At 59.8% G+C, this 24038-nt stretch carries 21 protein-coding genes; 8 read left to right on the top strand and 13 right to left on the bottom strand.

The genetic code is table 11. The features are described 5' to 3' along the window. Window positions 1-23: 23 nt before the first annotated feature. Entirely contained in the window at window positions 24-1565 is a 1542-nt protein-coding gene (locus tag D8U73_RS11315; RefSeq protein ID WP_056852110.1) for a phosphoenolpyruvate carboxykinase, read from the top strand. Window positions 1566-1660: 95 nt separating this feature from the next. Here the strand turns inward: D8U73_RS11315 and D8U73_RS11310 are convergent, their stop codons facing one another. From D8U73_RS11310 to D8U73_RS11290, 4 genes are all read right to left on the bottom strand, one after another. Next, window positions 1661-2275: a putative adenosine monophosphate-protein transferase Fic gene (locus D8U73_RS11310; protein ID WP_056852111.1), complete on the bottom strand. Its 615-nt coding sequence runs from the start codon at window positions 2273-2275 to the stop codon at window positions 1661-1663. Beyond that, a complete protein-coding gene (locus tag D8U73_RS11305; protein WP_082557510.1) occupies window positions 2275-2445 on the bottom strand; it encodes a YhfG family protein in 171 nt (56 codons plus the stop codon). The genes D8U73_RS11310 and D8U73_RS11305 overlap by 1 nt, the downstream gene beginning before the upstream one ends. 467 nt (window positions 2446-2912) lie before the next feature. Next, the gene (locus tag D8U73_RS11295; protein ID WP_056852112.1) at window positions 2913-4040 is read right to left on the bottom strand and encodes a hypothetical protein; all 1128 of its coding nucleotides are present in this window, start codon (window positions 4038-4040) and stop codon (window positions 2913-2915) included. 101 nt (window positions 4041-4141) lie between these two features. After that, the gene (locus D8U73_RS11290) at window positions 4142-4423 is read right to left on the bottom strand and encodes a hypothetical protein (protein ID WP_056852113.1); all 282 of its coding nucleotides are present in this window, start codon (window positions 4421-4423) and stop codon (window positions 4142-4144) included. A 361-nt stretch (window positions 4424-4784) separates the two neighbouring features. Between D8U73_RS11290 and D8U73_RS11285 the strand changes: the two genes are divergently transcribed. From D8U73_RS11285 to D8U73_RS11275, 3 genes are all read left to right on the top strand, one after another. After that, complete coding sequence (locus D8U73_RS11285; RefSeq protein ID WP_130904495.1) at window positions 4785-6713, top strand: RecQ family ATP-dependent DNA helicase; 1929 nt, start codon at window positions 4785-4787, stop codon at window positions 6711-6713. 134 nt (window positions 6714-6847) lie between these two features. Beyond that, window positions 6848-8074 carry a 3-hydroxyacyl-CoA dehydrogenase gene (locus D8U73_RS11280; protein WP_130904494.1) on the top strand — a complete coding sequence of 409 codons (1227 nt, stop codon included), beginning with the start codon at window positions 6848-6850 and terminating at the stop codon, window positions 8072-8074. 143 nt (window positions 8075-8217) lie between these two features. Continuing rightward, window positions 8218-8637, top strand: a complete 420-nt coding sequence (locus tag D8U73_RS11275; RefSeq protein ID WP_130904493.1) for a thioesterase family protein — start codon at window positions 8218-8220, stop codon at window positions 8635-8637. 61 nt (window positions 8638-8698) lie between these two features. On the opposite strand, the gene D8U73_RS11270 is transcribed toward D8U73_RS11275, so the two are convergent. The 4 genes from D8U73_RS11270 to D8U73_RS11255 all read right to left on the bottom strand — a co-directional run bounded on the left by D8U73_RS11270 (window position 8699) and on the right by D8U73_RS11255 (window position 13714). Then, the gene (locus tag D8U73_RS11270; RefSeq protein ID WP_056852117.1) at window positions 8699-9190 is read right to left on the bottom strand and encodes a glycine zipper domain-containing protein; all 492 of its coding nucleotides are present in this window, start codon (window positions 9188-9190) and stop codon (window positions 8699-8701) included. 359 nt (window positions 9191-9549) lie between these two features. Continuing rightward, a complete protein-coding gene (locus D8U73_RS11265; protein WP_130904492.1) occupies window positions 9550-11898 on the bottom strand; it encodes an FdhF/YdeP family oxidoreductase in 2349 nt (782 codons plus the stop codon). Continuing rightward, window positions 11895-12734, bottom strand: coding sequence for a formate dehydrogenase accessory sulfurtransferase FdhD (gene fdhD / locus D8U73_RS11260; RefSeq protein ID WP_130904491.1), 840 nt, complete (start codon window positions 12732-12734; stop codon window positions 11895-11897). The genes D8U73_RS11265 and fdhD overlap by 4 nt, the downstream gene beginning before the upstream one ends. A gap of 92 nt (window positions 12735-12826) precedes the next feature. Beyond that, a complete protein-coding gene (locus D8U73_RS11255) occupies window positions 12827-13714 on the bottom strand; it encodes a LysR family transcriptional regulator (RefSeq protein WP_056852120.1) in 888 nt (295 codons plus the stop codon). Between the two features lie 130 nt (window positions 13715-13844). Between D8U73_RS11255 and lysM the strand changes: the two genes are divergently transcribed. Further along, window positions 13845-14294 (top strand): peptidoglycan-binding protein LysM, encoded by a 450-nt coding sequence (lysM, locus tag D8U73_RS11250; protein ID WP_056852121.1) that lies wholly within the window; start codon window positions 13845-13847, stop codon window positions 14292-14294. A gap of 146 nt (window positions 14295-14440) precedes the next feature. On the opposite strand, the gene yrfG is transcribed toward lysM, so the two are convergent. After that, a complete protein-coding gene (gene yrfG, locus D8U73_RS11245) occupies window positions 14441-15103 on the bottom strand; it encodes a GMP/IMP nucleotidase (RefSeq protein ID WP_056852122.1) in 663 nt (220 codons plus the stop codon). An 89-nt stretch (window positions 15104-15192) separates the two neighbouring features. On the opposite strand from yrfG, the gene nudE reads away from it, so the two are divergent. Further along, complete coding sequence (nudE, locus tag D8U73_RS11240) at window positions 15193-15759, top strand: ADP compounds hydrolase NudE (protein ID WP_034148495.1); 567 nt, start codon at window positions 15193-15195, stop codon at window positions 15757-15759. After that, window positions 15756-16583: a 3'(2'),5'-bisphosphate nucleotidase CysQ gene (gene cysQ / locus D8U73_RS11235; protein WP_130904490.1), complete on the top strand. Its 828-nt coding sequence runs from the start codon at window positions 15756-15758 to the stop codon at window positions 16581-16583. Before nudE ends, cysQ begins: the two co-directional genes overlap by 4 nt. Before the next feature lie 135 nt (window positions 16584-16718). On the opposite strand, the gene D8U73_RS11230 is transcribed toward cysQ, so the two are convergent. Genes D8U73_RS11230 through rfbC form a run of 4 tightly spaced genes read right to left on the bottom strand, consistent with a single transcriptional unit; the run spans window position 16719 to window position 20994 of the window. Then, the gene (locus D8U73_RS11230; RefSeq protein ID WP_130904489.1) at window positions 16719-17174 is read right to left on the bottom strand and encodes a YiiD C-terminal domain-containing protein; all 456 of its coding nucleotides are present in this window, start codon (window positions 17172-17174) and stop codon (window positions 16719-16721) included. 38 nt (window positions 17175-17212) lie between these two features. Next, window positions 17213-18607 (bottom strand): sigma-54 dependent transcriptional regulator, encoded by a 1395-nt coding sequence (locus D8U73_RS11225; RefSeq protein ID WP_130904488.1) that lies wholly within the window; start codon window positions 18605-18607, stop codon window positions 17213-17215. Further along, window positions 18604-20412, bottom strand: a complete 1809-nt coding sequence (locus tag D8U73_RS11220) for an ATP-binding protein (protein ID WP_056852532.1) — start codon at window positions 20410-20412, stop codon at window positions 18604-18606. Before D8U73_RS11220 ends, D8U73_RS11225 begins: the two co-directional genes overlap by 4 nt. 36 nt (window positions 20413-20448) lie before the next feature. Further along, a complete protein-coding gene (gene rfbC, locus D8U73_RS11215) occupies window positions 20449-20994 on the bottom strand; it encodes a dTDP-4-dehydrorhamnose 3,5-epimerase (RefSeq protein ID WP_130904487.1) in 546 nt (181 codons plus the stop codon). A 130-nt stretch (window positions 20995-21124) separates the two neighbouring features. Here rfbC and D8U73_RS11210 point away from each other — a divergent pair, with 130 nt between their 5' ends. Further along, window positions 21125-24037 carry an aminotransferase gene (locus D8U73_RS11210; RefSeq protein WP_130904486.1) on the top strand — a complete coding sequence of 971 codons (2913 nt, stop codon included), beginning with the start codon at window positions 21125-21127 and terminating at the stop codon, window positions 24035-24037. Window position 24038 lies beyond the last annotated feature (1 nt).

Genomic DNA, 24038 nt, shown 5'->3' with positions numbered 1-24038 from the left:
GCCACTGGCCGACGGGGAACCTCATGACGCAAGCCAATAACGCCGTGTACACCGATCTGAGTGTTGATGATCTGGTTAAAGAAGCCCTCAACCGCGGTGAAGGCGAGCTTGCCGATACCGGCGCACTGGTTGTTCGTACCGGTCACCGTACCGGCCGTTCGCCAGTCGATCGTTTCATCGTTGATGAGCCGAGCACCACGGGCGCCATCGCCTGGGGCCCGATCAACCGCAAGTTCCCGGCCGACAAATTCGACGCCCTGTGGAACCGTGTCGAGGCGTTCAACAACGCGCAAGAGCATTTCGTTTCCCACGTCCACGTAGGTGCCGCTTCCGAGCACTACCTGGCCGTTAAAATGACCACCCAGACTGCCTGGCAGAACCTGTTCGGTCGTTGCCTGTTCATCAACCCGGCCCAGTACAACCCGGCTGGCCGTGAAGAATGGCAAGTGCTCAACGTGGCCAACTTCGAGTGCGTGCCTGAGCGTGACGGCACCAACTCCGACGGTTGCGTGATCATCAACTTCGCACAGAAAAAAGTGCTGATCGCCGGCATGCGTTACGCCGGTGAAATGAAGAAAGCCATGTTCTCGGTGCAGAACTTCCTGCTGCCGGCCGCTGACGTGCTGCCAATGCACTGCGCCGCCAACATCGGCGAAGAAGGCGACGTGACCCTGTTCTTCGGTCTGTCCGGCACTGGTAAAACCACCCTGTCCGCCGACGAAAGCCGTTACCTGATCGGTGACGACGAACACGGTTGGGGCGAGGGCGTAGTGTTCAACATCGAAGGCGGTTGCTATGCCAAGTGCATCGACTTGTCCGAGAAGAACGAGCCGGTTATCTGGAAAGCCATCAAGCACGGCGCGGTCCTGGAAAACGTCGTCATCGACGATGCCAAGCACGCCGACTATGCCGATGTCAGCCTGACCCAGAACAGCCGTGCCGCGTACCCGCTGGAGCACGTTGCCAAGCGTTCCGAGAAGAACCTCGGTGGCGAGCCGAACGCTGTGATCTTCCTGACCTGCGACCTGACCGGCGTGCTGCCGCCAGTGTCGATCCTCAACGAAGAACAAGCGGCCTACCACTTCCTGTCCGGCTACACCGCACTGGTGGGCTCGACTGAAATGGGTTCGGGCAGCGGCATCAAGTCGACCTTCTCGACCTGCTTCGGCGCACCGTTCTTCCCGCGTCCAGCCGGCGAATACGCCGAACTGCTGATCAAGCGCATCCGCGGCTTCGGCTCCAAGGTTTACCTGGTCAACACCGGCTGGACCGGCGGTGGCTACGGCGTCGGCAAGCGCTTCAACATCCCGACCACCCGTGCGGTGATCGCAGCGATCCAGAGCGGCGCGCTGATCGGTACCGAAACCGAGCACCTGGACACCATCAACCTCGACGTGCCACTGGCCGTACCGGGCGTTGAGACTGGCCTGCTGAACCCACGCAACACCTGGGCCGACAAAGCCGCCTACGACGAAGCCGCCAAAGCATTGGCCGGCCTGTTCATCGAGAACTTCAAGAAGTTCGAAGTGAGCGATGCAATCAAGGCCGCTGGGCCTAAGTTGTAAGTGTTGGTTTGATGCAATGAAAAAGCCGCCCCTCGGGCGGCTTTTTTGTGGGTGCTGTTTAACCGTCAGACGCACAACTGCCAATATAGAAATGGTCAATTCAGTAGTGGTGGCATGTTCAGCTGATCCCCAATGCAACGCTCGAAAATAGTTTGGAGGCCACTGTAATCGCAGGTGACCGCATCAATGTTCGCGGGAATCCATGCGCTGTCTTTGATCAGCCACCAATCAACAGCAAACCCTGCATTGATGATGATTTGCTCAAACAGGATCCGTTGAGCCCGACCGTTACCTTCGCGAAAAGGATGAATCACATTTAAATCACCATACGTTTCAGCAACCTTGACGATGAGCTCTGCTTTACTGGCGCCTTCGAACCACGCGGCATTTTCCATGACGCGAAAAATCTTTTCGGCTTCAGGGGCGATTCGGTCTGCTGTGCAGAAAAGTGTATCTCCTTTCTGGATATTCACTGTCCTCAATAGTCCCGCCCATTCGTAGACATCGGAAAACAAGGATTTATGAATATGCTGTAAAAGGCTGAGGTCGTACGGAGGGGGGAGGAGGCGGAATTTGCTGACGGCGATTTCTGAGAGTTCTCGCTCTGCTTTGTGTAGTTGCTCTTCATCATGAATGTTGAGCAGGTTACGCAGCACGTCGCTACCAGGGTAGCAGTAGGGGTCTTGACCGACCCCGTATTTATCCATCATTAACGAGGATTCTGACGATATTTATTGAGTACCGCCTCCCGCGATGGGAGCGGTTTTTCAGCATCGGCACGGGAAGTGTCGAAGCCTTCAAGACGCAAGCTCGCCAAGTAATTTGAACGGCGTACTTTGTCGTAATAATCCTGTTTTTGCTGAAAAGTCAGTTCGCTCATGACATCTGCCTCTTTGTGCAATGCCCAAGTGTAGCTCAAACGATCCGGTCGATAGACCGGTATTTTTGATGCTTCGCGGAGGATGATCGTTCCCACGTAGAGCGTAGGAACGATCTGTTCACTCCACTTTAGCCTGGCGCTTTCCAGTTGAGCATGCGTTGTTGGGCGACTTTCAGCTGGTCGCAGCCGTCCTGCGTTAGCAGGTAGAGCGCGTGGGTGATGTGCGGGATGTCTTCCACGTCACCGTTTGATCGTTCCCACGCTCTGCGTGGGAATGCAGCCCGGGACGCTCTGCGTCCCTTTCGAGAGCTGGAACGCGGAGCGTCCCTTGAGGCATTCCCACGCAGAGCGTGGGAACGATAAGGAGTCCCCGCTTGTAGGATCGGGCCGAACCTCGGCTAGGCCCTTTCCATGGGAATTTTCGCGAAGAGTGTTCTCGCGCTTTCCACCATCCCGCGCCCGCCATCTCAACGAATATGCTGGTACGAAGCCACATCCAGAAGGTCATTGCTCAGCCCGGCTGCCGGCACATAGATCGTGCCTTTCACTGCCGAGAACCTGACCCCATTGCTGCCCAGTGAAACGTAACGCTCGCCCTGGTCCAATTCGGTGAAGTAGGTGTACGAGCACTTCTCCATCGCTTTGTATTTCGCGGCGGCGCTGACCATGGCGTTGTGGTGGTTCTGCAGGTCGGCCGCGCTCAGGTTGAGGGTTTTGTCCAGCGGCACGCCCCAGCGCTTCAGGCACACTTCGGCAAAGTGACGGACGATCAGGCCGGGTTCGGCCAGCACTTTAGGGCCGCTGACCCCGTCTGCTGCGGCGTTGCCAACCAGCGTGCCATGGCGGCCGGGCATCGGGTAGATGTGGGTTCGGGTGCCGGTGGCCGTTTGCGGGATGACACAGCTGAAGCCTTTGGAGCGCTCGTCTCGGGCGTAGAAGCCGACATATTCTTTTACGTTGGCACTCAGTTTTACTTTGCTTTCCTGAAAGTTACCGATGCCCGGTACCGGATCAATCGCAAAAATATTGACCGGGATGTTCTTCAATTCGCTGTCGTTAAACATGGCATTGGCCAGCATGTGGCAACTAATGCCGCCGCGACTCCAGCCTACCAAGTTGACCTTGGTCGGAATAACACCGTCCTTGCGAAACGTTTTGATGATTTGTTCTTGCAACTTCTGCTGGGTCACACTGCGGTCGCCGTAGTTATATTTACGCCACAGCCAGGAACCTTCGACGATCACGTCTTCGATTGGAATGCCGGCTGCCTTCAGGCGGTTGTATTCGGTCTCGGTCAGCTTTTCACGTTGCCAGTCACATTGGCCTTTGATGATGTTGATGGCGTGCTTGACGTTCTCCTCCCAGCCCTTGCCGAACAAGGTGCCGCTCAAGCCATAGTCCTTGGATTGAGTGAACAGCTCATCAGCTTGCAGGTTGCTGGTACCGGGGCCGTCGACCACGATCCATTCGGCAAATTCTCTGCCAGCATGATGGGAGGCGAGTGCCGAAACCAGTTCGCCATTCCAGTAAGTTGGGTTTTGGTTGTCGAATTTGGTCGAACCGGTACCGCAAAAGAAAATAGTTAATGTAGTCATTGTGCTGCTCTGTTTTGTTTTAAGAGCCTGCAGACTAGTTTGAGTAAATTGGATTATGAAGTGGTTAGTTGTTACCGGGGTTGTAGTATTTGTTTTTGGCTTTAATGTCTTATTCTTTGTTTTGCAACTTCCAGTAGTTGGCAGCCATCCTGCGTTAATAGATAAAGCGCATTCACGATGTGAGGGATGTCTTTAACGTCGGCCTGTTTGAAGCACAAGCAATAAAGCGTTTCGAGCAAATCGCTGGCTGCCCGCAGGCGTTGATGCGCGGCGTCGAGGATGTCGCCGGTGCTGGCCGTGGTGTCGATGACGAGGACGGGCGATTCGCTGTAACTGGTTTTGAGGGGACGATAGCGGTCGGTCGGAGGATCGGGGAGCGTCATTGAGTTGCGTCCTGTGCGAAAGCGGCAAGTGTTCCCGGCAGGCCGAGTCACTGGTTTCAGCCGCGCCGGTGACTATAGAAGGGCGTGGTGTGGTGCGACAAGACGGCTGAGGTCGACAGGTTTTGTAGGGTTTTTATTGGCTAATAAGGAAATGGACTACGTCTTGGTTGATGGTGCCTCAGACGCTGTAGGTTGTTTCGGCTTCTGTGGTGATTGGGCTGACCTCTTCCCGCAAGCCGTGCAATCCATGCGAGCCATCCGCTGTATCATCCCGTATCGTTTTTTGCCCCGACCTTTTCTCGACTCGCTGCGATCGCCGGCTAGGCTTTGCTCATCGCAGCGGTCAACGGAGTGACAGCTTATGCACAACACCCTGGAACAGGTTTTCGGTTATCCACAGTTTCGACCCGGTCAGGAAAAAACGCTCAACGCCATCATGGCGGGGCGCTCGGCGGCGGCGATTTTTCCCACCGGTTCCGGCAAATCCCTGTGCTATCAATTATCGGCCGTACTGCTGCCGCACCTGACGTTGGTGGTTTCGCCGTTGCTGGCGTTGATGCAGGATCAATTAGCGTTTCTGCAACGCCACGGCATTGCGGCGGGCAGTATCGATTCGGCGCAGAGTCGCGATGACGCCAGCGAGGTGATGGCCCGCGCCAGGTCCGGCGAATTGAAGATCCTGATGGTGTCGGTGGAACGCCTGAAGAACGAGCGTTTCCGCAATTTCCTGCAGCAAGTGCCGATTTCGTTGCTGGTGGTGGATGAGGCGCACTGCATCTCGGAGTGGGGCCACAACTTCCGCCCGGATTACCTCAAGCTGCCGGACTATCAGCGGCAATTCAACATCCCGCAAGTGCTGCTGCTGACGGCGACCGCAACGCCCAAGGTCATCGTCGACATGCAGGCGAAATTCGCCATCGCTGCCGAAGACGTGGTGACCACCGGTTTCTATCGCCCGAACCTCAATCTCTGGGTAGAACCGGTGCGCGGTCAGGACAAGCGACGGCGCCTCGTTGAATGGATGAGCGAACGTCCCGGACAGCCGAGTATCGTCTACGTCACCTTGCAAAAAACCGCCGAGCATATTGCCGAACACTTGCAACGCCATGGCATTCAGGCCGAGGCTTATCACGCCGGTTTGCCCCACGAGCAGCGCGATGGCATCCAGAAGCGTTTCATGGGCGGGCAGTCCAATTGCATCGTCGCCACCATCGCTTTCGGCATGGGCATCGACAAGAGCGATATCCGCAACGTCGTGCATTTCGATTTGCCCAAATCCATCGAAAACTACAGCCAGGAAATTGGCCGCGCCGGGCGTGACGGTCAGCCGTCCGATTGTTTGGTGCTGGCCAACCGCGACAGCCTCAACGTGCTGGAAAACTTCGTTTACGGCGATACCCCTGAGCTCGACGGTATCCGCCATGTGCTAGACGAGTTGCAAGCGTGCGCGCCGCAAGGGGAGTGGGAGTTTATGTGGGGTCCCTTGGCGGACAACAGCAATATTCGCCAGCTCCCGCTCAAGACCTTGCTGGTACAACTGGAGCTTCGTGGAATCATCGCCCCGCGTTACGCCTATTACGCTGAGTACCGTTTCAAATACCTGGAGGAACCCGAAGCGTTGCTGGCTCGTTTCGAAGGCGAGCGCAGGGATTTCGTCGCGGCGATCATCCAGACCTCAAAGCGAGCGCGGAGCTGGGCCACGGTGAATTTCGACGCGCTGTACGAGCAACATCAGGCCGAGCGCAACCGGGTGGTCAAGGCGCTGGATTACTTCCAGGAGAAGGGCTGGGTCGAGCTTGAAAGCAAGTTGATGACCGAGGTCTATACCCTGCTGAAAACAGATTTCGACCCCCAGGCACTCAGCGCTGAACTTCACGCCGGTTTCACTCAGCATGAACACACCGAAATCACGCGGATACACGCGATGCTGGATCTGTTCGCCACCGACCGTTGCCTGGGATTTCGATTGGCTGAGTATTTCGGCGACAGCAATGCCCCGCAACAGTGCGGGCATTGTTCGGTGTGTCACGGTCAGGTCGCCCGGCTACCGGCACCGCCGGAGCTGCCGGCACTTGTGGATAAACACTTCGAGGCGCTGTGCGGCGAGTTTATCCACAGGCATGAGCAGCACACGGGCAGCATGCCGTCGGCTGAGCGAGTGACGCGGTTCTTGTGCGGGATCAGTGTGCCGCTGTTTACCAAGCTCAAGGCCCGCACGATTCCGGGGTTTGCGGTGCTGGAGGAGTATCCGTATGCCGAGGTGCGCAACTGGTCCCAGTCACACCTTTAACCTGCAGGGATTGGCGAATGTCTTGGGGCGCATCCATCCGCTGAATGTCGCTCATCACAGGAATAAATTTCAAAAAAGGGTGGTGGCTGACTATGGTGAGGGCTGTCTTTGGATCGCCAACAAGAGAACAAGATATGAGCCAGACACCGTTCGACATTCAGCGCGCAGCCGTGATCGGCGCGGGCACCATGGGCCGTGGCATTGTCATGTGCCTGGCCAACGCCGGCGTAGCGGTGCAGTGGGTCGACAACAATCCGCAGATGCTTGAGCAGGCACTGGTTGCCGTCGCCGACACCTACGCCCACAGCGTGCGGCAGGAGCGAATCAATCAGGCCGAGGCCGATGCCCGCATTGCCCGGGTCACCAGCGCGGCTGATTATGCGGCCATCCGTGACGTTGACCTGGTGATCGAAGCCGTTTACGAAAACCTGGAACTCAAGCAGTCGATTTTCCGTGAGCTCGATAGCCTGCTCAAACCTGAAGCCATTCTGGCGAGCAACACCTCGGCGCTGGACATCGACGCAATCGCTGCTGTCACCGGTCGCCCTCAGCAAGTCCTGGGCCTGCATTTTTTCAGCCCCGCGCACATCATGAAACTGCTCGAAATCGTCCGCGGTGCCCAGACCGCTCCCGCGGTAATTGAGGTAGCGCTGGCGCTGGGCAAGCGCATGGGCAAGGTCAGTGTGGTGGCGGGCAATTGCGACGGCTTCATCGGCAACCGCATGCTCAATACCTATGTGCTTGAAGCGCGCAAAATGCTGCTGGAGGGGGCTTATCCCTATCAGGTGGATGCGGCGCTGCAAGGTTTCGGTTTCGCCATGGGTCCGTTCCGCATGTTCGACGTCGTCGGTGTCGACCTGCAATGGCGCGCCCGGAAACTGTCCGGTGTGGGGCAGGATGCGCCAGAGGTTCAGGTGGATAACCGCCTGTGTGAACTGGGCCGTTTCGGTCAGAAGAGCGGCAACGGTTTTTATCACTATGAGCCGGGCAGCCGTCAGGCCGAGCACGATCCGCAGGTCGACGCGCTGGTGCTGGAAGTCAGCGAAGGCTTGGGCTTTCATCGTCGCGAAATAAGCCAGGAAGAAATCCTCGAACGCTGCCTGCTGGCCCTGGTCAATGAAGGCGCGAAGATTCTTCAGGAAGGCATCGCAGAGTCCGCCCACGATATCGATCTGGTGTACCTCAACGGCTACGGCTTCCCGGCCGACAAGGGTGGGCCAATGGCTTGGGCGGACCAGCAGGGGTTGGCGGATATTCATCAGCGTTTGCTGGCGCTTGAGACCCGCCAGGGGGATCACTGGAGCCCGGCGCGGTTGATAGGCGAACTGGCGGCGGCGGGTAAAGGGTTTGCCGACAGGTGATCGATGGGACGCCTGGGAGGGCGCCTTCGCTGGCAAGCCAGCGCCCACAAGGTTAGTGGTGGTCTGTGGGAGCTGGCTGCCAGCGATGATCACGACGCGGTTTCACTTTAAAATCGAAGTTCAAGCCCCAGGAAGCAACGCAGATGCCGCAACGCACCGAATACCGACACTTCCAGCCCATCACCACCCGCTGGCATGACAACGATGCCTACGGTCACGTCAATAACGTCACCTACTACAGCTTCTTCGATACGGCGGTGAACACTTACCTGATCGAAGTCGGTGGTCTGGATATCCATGACGGCGAAGTGGTGGGGTTCGTGGTGAGCTCAGCCTGCGATTACTTTGCTTCCATTGCTTTTCCGGAGCGGATCGAGATCGGGTTGCGGGTCGCAAAACTGGGCAACAGCTCGGTCCAGTACGAGTTGGCGGTGTTCAAGCAAGGAGAGGGCGAAGCCTGCGCAGCGGGTCGCTTCGTGCATGTGTTTGTCGACCGCGCTTCGAATCAGCCGGTGGCGATTCCGGCCGGTTTGCGCGAGGCACTGGAGCGTCTGGTGGTGTAACGCCGGCAAAAAAAATCGCAGCCCTCGGGCTGCGATTTCGTTACCAGCGAGACCTCTTCGGTCAGTCGCGATGGCGGTAGTGTTTGTGGTGCTTGCGATGACCATAGGCATGGCCACGGCCCGGGTGACCGTCACGGTAGTAACGACGATCATCATGGCCACGATAACGGCGATCATCATCGTCATCGTCATCGCTCTTGTTGCCCATGTAGTTACCCAGCGCGCCGCCGGCGCCGCCGCCTGCTGCGGAGCCGATCAGGCTGCCGGTGGTGCCGCCCACACTGCGGCCGACCACGTTACCGCCAGCCGCGCCCAACGCACCACCAATGGCGGCTTCGCCACGGCTGCGTTTGTCTGCGCCAACTGCGCTACCACCCGCGCCACCCAGGGCCGCGCCGATAGTGGAACCTGTATTGCCGCCAATCGATTGGCCGACGACTGAGCCTAGAACCCCGCCCAATGCGCCGCCCACACCTGCTTCGGTGGTGCCGCCGGCAGAGGCAATGCCACTGACCAGGCCAAGGGACAACAAGAGAATCGAGGAGAACTTCATGGAGGAACCTCAAGGGGATGACGACGCGATCCTGAGGCTGTGTCAGAGGTGTGACAATCGAAATCCGACGAGTAACACGACTTCAGCACATTTCTATAAGTTGCTGTTTTTTGGGCGGAACTTAACTGTTTTTCGCCGGTCTTTTACTACTTCGCAAAGGCTGTTTTCGTTAGAAAACGGCCTTTTTTGTGGGCGTTTGGAAATTTTTCGACAGTATTGAAACATGGATTGAACCGTCCGGCGCCATCGCGAGCAGGCTCGCTCCTACAGTGGATTTCCGTCGAACACCAATGATGTGTTCACTGAAGATCGAATGTGGGAGCGAGCCTGCTGGCGATGGGGGCAGATCAGACGTCGCGTTACGCCGACCTGGCCATGATCAACCCGGTCTCACTCGCCGCTTCGAGGCGGATCGCCACAAATTTCGACGTCGGCGTATGACTACCGTCCCCGGTGCTTTCCAGCGGCACCAACGGATTCACTTCCGGGTAGTACGCCGCCGCCTGCCCGGCCGGGATGTCGAATGCCAGCAGCGTGAAGCCTTTCACCCGGCGTTCAACGCCGTCATCCCAGAGCGAAACGATGTCAGCCTTTTGCCCCGGTTTGAAGCCCAGGCGAATGATGTCGGCTTCGTTGACGAACAACACATCGCGCTGACCCTTCACTCCGCGATAACGATCGTTGAGGCCATAGATCGTGGTGTTGTACTGATCGTGCGATCGCATCGATTGCATGATCAGGTCCGGCAGCTTGCCGGTGGCGCGAGTGCGTTCGTGTACCAGGTCCTTGGGCAACAGGTTCGGTTTGAAATTGGCCCGGCCCGATACGGTGTTCCACTTGCGCGCACCGGCACTGTTGCCGAGGTAGAAGCCGCCCGGGTTCTTGATCTTTTCGTTGAAGTCTTTGAAGTTGGGGATGGTCTCGGCGATCAGGTCGCGGATGCGGCGGTAGTCGCCGACCAGCCAGTTCCAGTCCACCGGATGATTGCCCAGGGTTGCGGCGGCGATGCCGGCGAGGATCGCCGGCTCAGAGCGCATCTGGTTCGACAGCGGCTCCAGTTGACCATTGGAGGCATGGACCATGCTGAACGAGTCTTCGACGGTCACCGCTTGCGGGCCTTCGGTTTGCCGGTCGATGTCGGTACGGCCCAGGCACGGCAGAATCAACGCGTCTTTACCGTGAGCCAAATGGCTGCGGTTGAGCTTGGTGCTGATCTGAACGGTCAGGTCGCAATTGCTCAGGGCCTGGAAGGTTCGAGTGCTGTCGGGGGTGGCTTGGGCGAAGTTGCCGCCCAGGGCAATGAACACTTTCGCCCGGCCTTCGGCCATGGCGTGGATGGCCTCGACCACGTTGTGGCCATTTTCACGGGGCACCTTGAACTGGAAGCGCCGTTCCAGCGCATCGAGAAACGCCACCGGCGGACGTTCGTTGATGCCCATGGTCCGGTCGCCCTGCACGTTACTGTGGCCGCGCACCGGGCACAGGCCTGCGCCCGGCCGACCGATGTTGCCGCGCAGCAGCATCAGGTTGGCGATTTCCTGGATAGTTGCCACCGAGTGGCGATGCTGGGTGATGCCCATCGCCCAGCACATGATGACGTTCTTGCCCTTGGCGTACATGCGCGCGGCTTGCTCGATTTCCACCAGCGGCAGGCCGGATTGCGCGACGATCTGCTCCCACGGGGTGTCGTCGATGACAGCCAGGTAGTCCAGCACGTTGACGCTGTGCTCGTTGAGGAAGTCGTGGTCGAACACCGCCGGCGCGCCAGTCTTTTGCGCATCGCGTTCCCACTGCAGCAGAAACTTGGCCATGCCGCGCATGATCGCCATGTCTCCGCCCAGTGCCGGGCGGAAGTACGCGGTGTTGGTTGGCTTGTCACTATTGGTGAGCATTTCGATCGGGTGTTGCGGATGCTGGAAACGTTCCAGGCCGCGCTCCTTGAGCGGGTTGATGCACACCACTTGTGCGCCGCGCTTCACCGCCTCACGCAGCGGTTCGAGCATCCGCGGGTGGTTGGTGCCAGGGTTCTGTCCCCAGACGAAAATCGCATCGGCGTGTTCGAAGTCATCGAAGGTTACGGTGCCTTTGCCGACACCGACACTTTGCGACAACGCAACACCACTGGCCTCGTGGCACATGTTCGAGCAGTCGGGAAAATTGTTGGTGCCGTAGGCGCGCACAAACAATTGATAAAGAAAAGCCGCCTCGTTGCTGGCCCGCCCCGAGGTGTAGAACTCGGCCTGATCCGGGCTCGACAGGCCCTTCAAGTGTTTGGCGATCAGTGCAAAGGCTTCGTCCCAGCTGATGGGCTGGTAGCGATCGGTTTGTGCGTTGTAACGCAGCGGCTCGGTCAGACGGCCTTGATATTCGAGCCAGTAGTCGCTCTGCTCCAGCAATGAAGTGACGCTGTGTCTGGCGAAGAACTTGCCATCGACCCGGCGTTTGGTCGCTTCCCAGTTCACCGCTTTGGCGCCGTTTTCACAGAACGCCACCATACCGGCTTCATTGGAATCGCCCCAGGCACAACCGGGGCAGTCGAAGCCGCCGTTCTTGTTGGTCTTGAGCATCATGCGCAGGTTTTTCAGCGCGTTGTCGCTGGTCAACCAGGCCTGGGCGACGCTGATCAGTGCGCCCCAACCACCGGCCGGACCTTTGTAGGGTTTGTAGCGAGGAACGGGTGTCTGGTCGGCTTGACGGTGTTGACTCACGCTTGATTCTCCAAAGCAGGGCTGTAAACCCGTGGCGCATTTTTCTGTGGCAAATGGATGAGGTTGAGGTTGTGTCGTCGGGCCCACTGCACGGCAAGGCCCGTGGGCGACGACAGGCTGACCAGGGTCTGGATGCCGGCGCGCAAGACTTTCTGAATCAATTCGAGACTGCAACGGCTGGTGACAATCGCCAGCCCGCCTTCAATCGAAATGTTCTGGCGAACCAGTCCGCCGATCAGCTTGTCGAGGGCGTTGTGCCGGCCAATGTCTTCACGACCGAGCAACAATTCGCCGCGGTCATTCATGAACACTGCGGCATGCACTGCACCGCAATGCTGGCCCAAAGGCTGGAACGCGCCGATGCGCTGGCGCAGGCCGTCGAGCCATTCGGCGGGCGGTAGCGGGGCGCCGGACAACACTTTGAGATCCGGCAGGGCCTGCTCCACCGCTTCTACGCCGCACAGGCCGCAACCGCTGGTGCCGGCCAGTTGCCGACGCTGCTGCTTGAGGTTCCAGAACGCACGGTTGGCGATGGTCACTTGCGCGTATTGAGCTGACCCTGAACCGCTGAGCTGCAAATCATAAATATCATTGGCGTCCTCGATGATGCCGCTGCCCAGGCTGAAGCCGACAATAAAGTCTTCGAGGTCAGTCGGCGTCACCAGCATCACGGCCTGGCTGATGCCGTTATAGGCAATCGCCAACGCGACTTCTTCGGCCAGCGCTGTGCTGTCCGATTCCGAATATTCAAGATTGCTGTAGCTATAGGTCTGGCTGGCGGCGGGCGCGGGCGTTTCGAGGGCAGGCGCCGCGCAGGCAGGGCGCTTGGCTTTCATGGCATCACCGACGGTTTGGTCAGCTTTAAGACTAGGCGCGGCAAACTGTCGCGTCTAATCGCTATTACTGATGTGCCGATAGATGCCGTCGATCAAGCTTGGGTCAACGATTGCTGATAGATCGCAAAGCAAGCTTCTGCCAAAGCCGAGCGTGGAGCACTGCGACGCATGATCAACCCCAACCGGCCGAGCGTCTGGGCATTTGCAATCGGTTGCAGGCGCAAGTGCTCGGTCAGGCCTTCGAGACCCCCCTCCAGCGGCATCACCGCACAACACAGGCCGCCATGCACAGCTTGTAACAGTTGATGCACGGCGTCGGTCTGTAACAGGGGCTGCGGGGTGAGGCCACGGCTGTGGAAGTTGTGATCGATGGACTGGCGAAAGTGCATGCCGCTGGTGAGCATGCCCAGCGGCAATTCGATCAGCGACTCCCAACTCAGCGGCGCCTCGCCAAAGCTGAAGAATCGCTGATCGTAGAGCAGACCCATGCGGGTTTCGCTGAAGGCCAGCGAGTCGAAGTGTTCGCCGTCCAGGCGTTCCAGATAGGAAACTCCCAGATCCAGACGATTGTTCGCCAATTGTTCGAGGATCTGTTCGGAGCTGAGTGCCGACAGTTCAAAGCGCAGGTTCGGGTGTTCGGCGTGCAGGCGTTGCATCAACGGCAGCGGATCGAAGCTCGACAGCGGCACCACTCCCAAACGCAAAGTCCCCACCAGATTGCCGCGACAGGCCGCTGCCTCGGCGTACAAGCCGTCATAGGCGGCCAACACGGTCCGCGCCCAGGCCAGCACGCGTTCGCCCGGCGCGGTGAAGCCCTCGAAGCGTTGCCCGCGATTGACCAGTGGCAGCTCAAGCTCTTCTTCAAGGCTGCGCAGGCGCATGGACAGCGTCGGCTGGGTGATGTGACAACGCGCGGCGGCCTGGCCGAAGTGCCGGGTTTCGTCGAGAGCGATCAGGAATTTCAGCTGCTTGATGTCCATCTTCGCTCCAGGGGTCGGGAAGCTACGGATTCTATCGCAAGCGGGGTCATTGGTCGGGTTGGATTCGCAAGTGACGGCGGTGGTCTAGGCTTTTGCGTCTGGAACAATCAATTCCCAAGGAGAGCACACGATGAGCCTGTTCAGTTTTCTGAAAGAAGCTGGTGAAAAAATCCTCGATGCACTGACGCCCGACAAGGCTGAAGCCAACAGTGAAGCGTTGACCAAACACGTGCAGAGCGCGCTGACAGGGATCGACACTTCAAAGATCCAGGTCAAGGTCGAAGGCGATAAAGTCATCGCCACTGGCGAAGCAAACAGCCAGGAAGAGAAAGAAAAGATCCTCCTGGCGTTGGGCAACGTTGCCGGTGTCAGCGCTGTTGACGACCAGATCACTGTTACTGGACCTGTGGTCGTGGCCGCCAAGTTCGTCGTGGTCGAGAAGGGCGACACCTTGAGCGCCATTTCCCTGCGTGTGTATGGCAATGCCAACCTGTACAACAAAATCTTCGAGGCGAACAAACCGATGCTCAAGGATGTGAACAAGATCTATCCGGGGCAGTCGTTGCGGATTCCCGAGTAAAAACAAAACCCGTGGCAAGGGAGCTTGCTCCCGCTGGCGTGCGAAGCACTCCCAATCCGGCTGATGTGTTCTTTCTGATAGATCATGTCAGCTGAAGTGCGCCTGCTGTGCAGCCGAGCGGGAGCAAGCTCCCTCGCCACAAGGTCTCAAAGCCCGGCAATCAAATCCCGATAATCCTCAACTGCCGCAAACTCCGCCGTATCCCTCGGCCCTTGTCGGCTGTCCGGTTCTTTTACGGCCAGCAAATGCGCCACGCCAAAGTTTCGCGCACTGCGCAGGATCGACAGGGTGTCATCGATGAACAAACTGCGCGCCGGGTCGAAGTCGATGTCGGCCTGCAACGCCTCCCAGAACTGCGGGTTTTCCTTGGGGAAACCGTAATCGTGTGAGCTGATCAACCGCTCGAAGTAGGGCGCCAGTTCGATTTTTTCCAGTTTCAAGGACAGCGAATCGCGGTGTGCGTTGGTGATCAGCACCACGCGTTTGCCGGCCTGTTTGATCGCCGCCAGGAACGTGTCCGCGTCCGGGCGCAGGGCGATCAGATGAGCGGTTTCCAGTTTCAGGTCGCGCACCGACAGTTTCAGTTCGGCGCTCCAGAAATCCAGGCAGTACCACTGCAACTGACCGGCATGGCGCTCGAACAACGGTTGCAACTCCATCTCGGCCATGGCCCGGCTCACGCCGTGCAGGTCTGCATAACGCTGGGGCAAATGCTCCAGCCAGAAGTGGTTATCGAAATGCAGGTCCAGCAGCGTGCCATCCATATCCAGCAGAACGGTGTCGATGTCGCGCCAGGGCAGCAGGGACATAAAAAACTTCTCCAGCGGTAAAAAGATATCCGAGGTAAACAATCAGGATAGGCCGGGTATAGTAACCCGTTCACGCCAAGGAGCCGCTCATGCGCCAGAAACCCACCATCCTCGCCCGCGAGATTGTCGCCACCAGCCGTTTGTTCTGCGTTGAGGAGCTGAAACTGCGCTTTTCCAATGGCGTTGAGCGCACCTATGAGCGATTGGTTGGAAAGGGTGCAGGGTATGGCGCGGTGATGATCGTGGCGATGCTCGATGCCGATCACGCGGTGCTGGTCGAGGAGTATTGCGGTGGCACGGATGCGTACGAATTATCGCTGCCCAAAGGCCTGATCGAGCCGGGCGAAGACGTACTCGCAGCAGCTGAGCGCGAGCTCAAGGAAGAGGCAGGTTTTGGCGCGCGGCAATTGGAGCATCTGACCGAGTTGTCGCTGTCGCCCGGCTACATGAGCCAGAAAATCCAGGTGGTGCTGGCCACCGATCTCTACGAAGAGCGTCTGGAAGGTGACGAACCGGAGCCGATGGGCCTGGGCAAAGTCAACCTGCGCGAGTTGTCGGCGCTGGCGCAAAACCCGCAATTTACCGAAGGCCGTGCCTTGGCGGCGCTGTATCTGGCCCGTGATCTTTTGACTCAGCGTGGAGTGTTTTTGCCATGACGTTCCCTCACCCATTGATGGCCCCCGTGATTGAACTGGCCCTGAAGGCCGGTGAAGCGATCCTGCCGTTTTGGCGAACTGGCACAGCGGTGACGGCCAAATCCGATGACTCGCCTGTCACGGCGGCAGACCTGGCGGCTCATCATCTGATTCTGGCTGGGCTGACGGCGTTGGACCCGAGCATTGCGGTGCTGTCAGAGGAGGATGCCAATATCCCGCAAAGCGTGCGTGCGGGATGGCAGCGTTGGTGGCTGGTCGATCCGCTGGACGGCACCAAGGAGTTCATTGCCGGCAGCGAAGAGTTCACCGTGAACATTGCCCTGATTGAAAACGGCCAAGTGGTGTTCGGCGTGGTGTCGATGCCGACCAATGGACGCTTCTATGTCGGCGGTGCCGGGCTCGGCGCGTGGCGGGGTGATAAAGGCGCTACGCCGGTGGCGATCCAGGTGCGCGATGCCTTGGCTCCCGGTCAGCCGTTCACCGTGGTTGCCAGTCGCCGCCATACTAGCCCGGAACAGGAGCGTTTGTTGGCGGGGTTGAGCGCCAGCCTTGGCGAATTGCAATTGGCCAACATCGGCAGCTCGCTGAAGTTTTGTCTGTTGGCTGAAGGCGCAGCGGATTTTTACCCGCGTCTGGCACCGACTTCGCAATGGGATACCGCGGCGGCGCAAGGTGTGCTTGAAGGCGCGGGCGGTGAGGTGCTGGATTTGAGCGGCGCGCGGTTCTGTTATCCGGCGCGGGAATCGCTGTTGAATGAGTTCTTCCTGGCGTTGCCGGCGAAGGCAGCATGGCGCGAGCGGTTGCTGGAACTCGCGCGCTCCTGAGTTTCAAGTTTACTTGTGGCGAGGGAGCTTGCTCCCGCTGGGTCGCGAAGCGGCCCCATTTCCGTTGTTTACGGCTGCTGCGCAGCCGAGCGCGAGCAAGCTCCCTCGCCACAGGGTTGTTCATTGCCCGAAAGTTTAACGGTGCAATACATATTGTCCGGTAAACCTCACAGCATCCTCATCACGGCCTTCATTGAAGACCCGCGTATGCAGCGTCAATCGCGCTCGGCTGTATCGCTGGAACGTGGTCAGGAATTTCTTCCAGATCACCGGATCCGGCGCCTGGCAAATGACATTGGCATCCCCCGTCACCGGCAGCGGATAACTGATCTGCCCTTCCTGAATCACGATGTGCCCGTCGGTGATGCCTTCTTCCTTGAGGCGCAAATGCAGCCAGCCCCAACCGGCCAGCACGGCGCCGCAATACAAGCTGCCGCCGAACATGGTGCTCTTGTGGTTGACGTTGGCGTCCAGTGGCAAGTGCAGGCGCAGTTGCTGATCGTGCCAGTCGAGCACCTTGAGGCCCATGTCCCGGGTGAGGGGGATGTCGTGGTGGAGGACGGATTCCAGTTGACGACTTTCGCGGCTCATTCAGGGCCTCTTATTGGCAGTTGATGGTTTGACGAGGCTCAATCGAGGTCGTCGGTGTGGCTGGTGGCACCGCTGTCGGCGAAGCTCAGACCGTGTTTGCGCAGTTTGTCGTGCAAGGTCTTGCGCGGAATGCCAAGGGCTTCGGCAACGCTGCGCACCGAGCTGTGCGAGCGCGCCAGTTCCGCGGCAATCAGGGTTTTCTCGAAGTTTTCCACTTGCTCGCTCAAGCCTCCGCTGACCATTTCAACCACGGTCCCGACGGCGCCCTGCGGCTCATTGTTGTCCAGTGCCAGTTCCAGGCCGAGGGCGAAGCGTTCGGCAGCGTTTTGCAGTTCGCGCACATTGCCGGGCCAGGTGTGGCGCAACAGCAGTGCACGTTGCCCCGGCTGCAGTTCATGGGGCGGCAAGCCATGGCGAGCGCTGGCTTCATCGGCAAAATGCTGGAACAGCACCAGCGCATCTTCACCGCGCTCGCGCAGCGGTGGAATGCGCAGCGGCGCGACGTTCAGGCGGTAATACAGGTCGGCGCGGAAACGGCCCTGATCGGCTGATTGCCGCAGGTCTTCCTTGGTGGCGGCGATGATGCGGATGTCCAGCGGGATCAGTTGATTGCCGCCCAGGCGTTCGACCACCCGCTCTTGCAGCAGACGCAGCAGTTTTACCTGCACATCCAGGCTCATGCTTTCGATTTCATCGAGGAACAGCGTGCCGCCGTTGGCGAATTCGAACTTGCCGATGCGACGCTTTTGCGCGCCGGTGAAAGCGCCCGGTTCATGGCCGAACAGTTCACTTTCGACCACCGATTCGGCCAGCGCCCCGGCATTGATCGCCACGAACGGACCGTTACGCCGGCTCGACAGGTCGTGCAGCGCCCGCGCGACGACTTCCTTGCCGGCACCGGTTTCGCCGAGGATCAGCACGTCAGCCTTGGTCGCCGCCAATGCGCCGATCTGCTCGCGCAGGCGCAGCATCGACGGCGAATGCCCGACCAGGCGAGTGCTCAGCTCATTGCGATCGCTCAGTGCCAGACGCAGGCTGCGGTTATCCAGCACCAACCGGCGCAGGGCCAGGGCGCGGCGCACGCTGTCGAGCAGGGCGTCGCTGGCGAAGGGTTTTTCCAGGAAGTCATAAGCCCCGGCGCGCATGGCTTGCACCGCCAGCGGCACGTCGCCGTGACCGGTAATCAACAGTACCGGCAGCTCCGGGTCCTGGGCGTGCAGTTCGGTCAGCAGTTCGAGACCGTCCATGCCCGGCATGCGAATGTCGCTGACCACCACACCCGGCCAGTCACGTTCCAGTTGCCCGGACAGGCCCTTGGCTTCGGCCAGCGGCAGGATTTTCAGGCCGGCCAGATCGAGGGTCTGGCTCAAGGCCTGGCGCAGGTGGGGATCGTCGTCGATCAACACGACCTGAATGCGATTGTCGATGGTCATGCACTTCGGTCCTCGGACGGTTGCAGGCTCACACCGGGTGCGCCTGCGCGTAGCTTCAGGGTAATCAACGCGCCGCCCTCCTTGTGGTTGGCGAACGACAGTTCACCACCGAAGGCGCGCATCAGCGTCTCGCAAATGGCCAGGCCCAGGCCAAGCCCCTGAGTACGGGTCTTGGTGGTGTAGAAGGGCTCGCTGGCGCGACCAAGGGCTTCCATGCAAAAGCCGGGGCCGTTGTCGCGAATGTACAGGTGGACGCCATCGGCAGTGGTCTGGGCACTCAGCCAGAGTTTGCGTGGCGGACCTTTTTCCGTGAGGGCGTCGAGTGCATTCGCGAGCAGGTTGCCGAGCACTTGGCGCAGACGGGTTTCACCGGCTTCGACCCACAATGTCGCGGCAGGCAAGTCACGGATCAACTCGACTTCCATGCTGCGTCGACGCTTGGCCAGCAAGGCCAGGGCATCGTCCAGCGCCGGTTGCAAGGCCACGCTTTCCGGCGCGTGGCGGTCGCGACGGGCGAAGGCCCGCAGGTGAGCGATGATCGACGCCATGCGCCCGGTCAGTTCGCTGATCAACTTGAGGTTGCCGCGGGCATCTTCGGTGCGTTGATGGTCGAGCAACACTTCGGCGTTTTCCGCGTAGCTGCGGATGGCCGCCAGCGGTTGATTGAGCTCGTGGCTGATGCTCGCCGACATGGTGCCCAGCGCCGAGAGTTTGCCGGCCTGCACCAGGTCATCCTGGGCGCGCACCAGGTCTTGCTGAGCCTGCTCGCGTTCCAGCACTTCCTGTTTCAGGCGACGGTTGAGGCCTTCCAGATCGCTGGTTCGCTCGGCCACCCGACCTTCCAGTTCGCGCCGGGCCTTGGCTTCGAACGCGATACGTTCCAGGTAGTGGCGCCGGCGCTGCATCATCAGGCCGAGCAGCAGCATCAACACCAACAGCGTGGCGCCGCCGATGGCGACCACGGTGCGCACCGGGCGGTCGATCAGGGTGCGAGGGGCGAGGATGCTGACGTTCCAGCCGGTTTCTGCAATCGCTTGGGACTGGGTCAGCCAGGCGTTTGGATTGAGTTTCAACGGTCGCGGATCACGGGTTGGATAGGGCTGGATCGCGCTGATTGCCTTGCGCTCTTCTTCGCTCAGCGGTCGGGTCGCGCGAAAACGCCATTCCGGCCGCGACGTAAGGATCACCACGCCGTTGTGATCGGTCAGCAGCAGTTGTTCAGGGGTTTTGCCCCACAGGCTTTCGGTGTGGTCGAGGTCGACCTTGACCACCAGCACACCGGTGATTTTCTCGCCATTGCGCACCGCTGCGGCGAAGAAATAGCCGCGTTTGGCCGAGGTGGTGCCCAGCCCGAAGAAACGTCCCAGGCGCCCTGCCATCGCTTCGCTGAAGTACGGGCGGAAGGAGAAATTGCGCCCGACGAAACTGTCGTGCTTGTCCCAATTGGAGGCGGCCAGCGTCTTGCCCGTGGTGTCCATCAGGTACATGACTTCGGCGCCGGTCTGCGTGCTGATGTTTTTCAGCAGACGATTGGCATTGCCCTGGGTGACGCTATCGTCGGGAGCGCCGAGTACGGCGCGCAGGGCCGGCAGATCGCCGAGAATCTGTGGCAATACTTCGTAGCGGTGCAAAGTGCCCAGCAGGTTGGCGACGTACAGGTCGAGGGTCTGGCGATTTTGCCCGGCCAGTTCGCTGCGGTAGTAGCGCTCGGCCAGATGCTCGAGCGGCCACAGCAACGGCGCCAGGCACAATGCCAGCAGCGCCAGGCTGCGCCAGCGGGGTCTGCGGGGGAGGGTCGGAGTCATGAGCATCGAGCGCCTGTGGATATCGACGCATTATGCCTAGGCAAAGACGTCGGCGTCCTTGAAGAGTGTTGCATTCTGATCCCTGGGCGACAGTTGTGGTGCGCAGTCCAGTTGCCAATCGATGGCCAGGTCCGGGTCGTTCCAGCGGATGCTGTGTTCGGCGGCCGGGTTGTAATAGTCAGTGGTTTTGTAGAGGCACTCGGCAACCTCGCTCAACGCCACCAGGCCGTGAGCAAAACCTTCGGGAATCCACAGTTGGCGACGGTTTTCGGCGGACAGGCGCACCGCAATCCACTTGCCGAAGTGGGGCGAGCTGCGGCGGATGTCCACAGCCACGTCGAGCATTTCGCCAATGACCACGCGCACCAATTTGCCCTGAGTGTTTTGCAACTGGTAATGCAGGCCTCGAAGTACGCCTTTCTTCGAGCGGGAATGATTGTCCTGGACGAACGTTGGGGCCAGCCCCGTTGCTTGCTGAAAAGCGCGGGTGTTGAAGCTCTCGAAAAAAAAGCCGCGCTCATCGCCCATGACGGTGGGTTCAAGGATCAGCACACCGGGCAGGTCGGTGGTGACGGCTTTCATGGCTTTCTCCAGAAATGGGCTAATGCCCGACATTCTTGCGCAAGGGGCCGATCGAAGCGAGGGGTGGGGGTTGCGTATCGTCTTCGGCAGTGGCGATATAGGCGCCTAAAAACATTTCAGGGGTCGTTGTATGCCGCTCGCCACGTTGATTCATCGCGCCAGTTTGCCCAGCCCGCAAGTGTCTGCGGAGCAAGCGCTAGAGCTGTTGCAGGAGCATTACGGACTGAGCGGCAGATTGCAGGCCCTTGGCAGCCAGCAGGACCTCAACTACCGCGTCGATAGCGAGCAGGGCCGGTTTGTTCTGAAAATCTGTCGCGGAGACTACTCGGCACTGGAGTTACAGGCCCAGCATGCCGGGCTCAAACATTTGGCGCAGCACCCCGACGTGCATGTGCCACGAGTAATCGCGGCCAAAAACGGTGCGGATCTACTCTCGTTGAATGTCGCGGGCCAGGCGGTACATGTGCGCCTGCTGGACTACATCGAAGGCCAGTCGCTGACCCACCTCGAATACTTCAACTCCACGGTGGTGGCCGGTTTCGGTCGCTTGTGCGGCGAGATGGACCTGGCGCTGGCGGATTTCGACCATCCGGGGCTGGTGCGCACGCTGCAATGGGATGCGCGCCACGCGCAGGCCCTGATCACGCATTTGTTGCCGGTCATCCAGGACGAAAACCAGCGCCGGCTGATCGCCGAAGCCGCGGAACAGGCAGAACGCCGTCTGCAACCCCTGGAAGACAAGCTGCCGGTGCAAGCCATTCACATGGACATCACCGATGACAACGTGGTGTGGCAGCGTGATGCCCAGCGTCATTGGCAGTTGCAAGGCGTGATCGATTTCGGCGATCTGGTGCGCACCTGGCGCATCACTGACTTGTCGGTGACTTGCGCGGCGCTGTTGCATCACGGTGAAGGCGATCCGTTCTGCATACTGCCGGCGGTGCAGGCCTATCATGCGGTGAATCCGCTGACCCACGAGGAGTTGCTGGCGTTGTGGCCGCTGATCGTCGCCCGTGCCGCGGTATTGGTACTCAGCGGTGAACAGCAGGTCAGCATCGATCCGGGCAACACCTACAGCCGCGATAATTTGAGCCACGAGTGGGAGATTTTCCGCGTGGCGACTTCGGTGCCGCTGGCGCTGATGGAAGCGGCCATCCTGACGGCGGTTGGCCAGAACCTGCCGGACATTGGCAGTGAAGGTTTTGCGCCGTTGCTGCCAAGCCTGGTCGGGCGTGAATTTGCCTTGATTGACCTGGGCGTTCTCAGCCCGCACTTCGAAGCGGGGAACTGGGAACAAGCAGGCACCGATCAGCGATTGCTCGACGAAGCTGCCGCCGTCCACGGTCTGGCGGCCAGTCGGTACGGGCAATACCGGTTGTCCCGCACCCGTCCGGATTGCGCCGCCGAACCGGACACTTGTCCGTTGCACGTCGAGTTGCGGGTGCCTGCGGGCACGACGATCGAGGCACCCTTTGCCGGCGTGGTTCACCAGCCGTTGCCGGATGTGCTGCAACTCGACGGTCCACAACTGAGCGTGCGGCTCTGGGGTGTCACGCCGTCATTGCATGCAGGTGCGGCATTGGTCAAAGGCCAGGTGTTGGGCTCGGTCAGCGGACCGCTGATCGTGCAGTTGTGCCGAGGGTCTTCGTTCAGTGCGCCGTTGTTTTGCACGCCGTCGCGTGCGGCAGCGTGGCAGGCATTGTGTCCGTCACCGGCAGCATTGCTGGGCCTGGCCTGTGATGCGCAAATAGAGCTCGACTCGCAAACCCTGCTGGCCCGCCGCGACGCCAGTTTCGCCCGCACACAAAAACACTATTACGTCGACCCGCCGCGTATCGAGCGCGGCTGGCGCAATCACCTGATCGACATGCAGGGCCGTTCCTACCTCGACATGCTCAACAACGTCGCGGTGCTCGGCCACGGTCATCCACGCATGGCCGCGGTCGCCAGCCGTCAGTGGTCGCTGCTCAACACCAACTCGCGGTTCAACTATGCCGCGGTCGCGGAGTTTTCCGAGCGATTGCTGAAGCTGGCGCCGGATTCCATGGACCGCGTGTTCCTGGTGAACAGCGGCAGCGAGGCCAATGATCTGGCGATCCGTCTGGCATGGGCTTATAGCGGCGGTCGCGACATGCTCAGCGTGCTTGAGGCCTATCACGGCTGGACGGTGGGTGCTGACGCGGTGTCGACGTCGATTGCCGACAATCCCAAGGCCTTGAGCAGCCGTCCGGACTGGGTGCATCCGGTGACCGCCCCGAATACCTACCGCGGCGAGTTCCGTGGGCCGGACAGCGCGCCGGACTACGTGCGCAGCGTCGAACACAACCTGGCGAAAATCGCCGAACAGAAGCGCCAACTGGCCGGTTTCATTTGCGAGCCGGTGTATGGCAATGCCGGCGGTATCTCGCTACCGCCGGGTTACTTGAAGCAGGTTTACGCAATGGTTCGCGCCCAGGGCGGCGTGTGCATCGCCGACGAAGTGCAGGTCGGCTATGGACGCATGGGCCATTTCTTCTGGGGGTTCGAAGAGCAGGGCGTGGTGCCGGACATCATCACCATGGCCAAGGGCATGGGCAACGGCCAGCCCTTGGGCGCGGTGATCACTCGCCGGGAAATCGCCGAAGCGCTGGAGGCCGAGGGCTATTTCTTCTCATCGGCGGGCGGCAGTCCGGTCAGTTGCCAAGTTGGCATGGCGGTGCTGGATGTCATGGAGGAAGAAAAACTCTGGGAAAACGCCCAGGTCGTTGGCGGGTACTTCAAGGAACGCCTTGAAGCGCTGATCGATATTCATCCGTTGGTGGGTGCCGTGCATGGGTCCGGGTTTTATCTGGGGGTCGAGTTGATCCGCAACCGCGAGACCCTGGAGCCGGCCACCGAAGAAACCACGGCGCTGTGCGATCGCTTGCGTGAGCTGGGGATTTTCATGCAGCCGACCGGTGATTTCCTCAACGTCCTGAAGATCAAGCCGCCGATGGTGACTTCGCGCCAGAGCGTGGATTTCTTTGTCGACATGCTCTCGAAGGTGTTGTCGGAAGGCCTGTAAA

The organism is Pseudomonas sp. Sample_22 (assembly GCF_004307635.1).
Lineage (GTDB): Bacteria > Pseudomonadota > Gammaproteobacteria > Pseudomonadales > Pseudomonadaceae > Aquipseudomonas.
The sequence above is the reverse complement of the archived record's forward strand: the minus strand, read 5'-3'. Positions and strand labels throughout refer to the sequence as shown.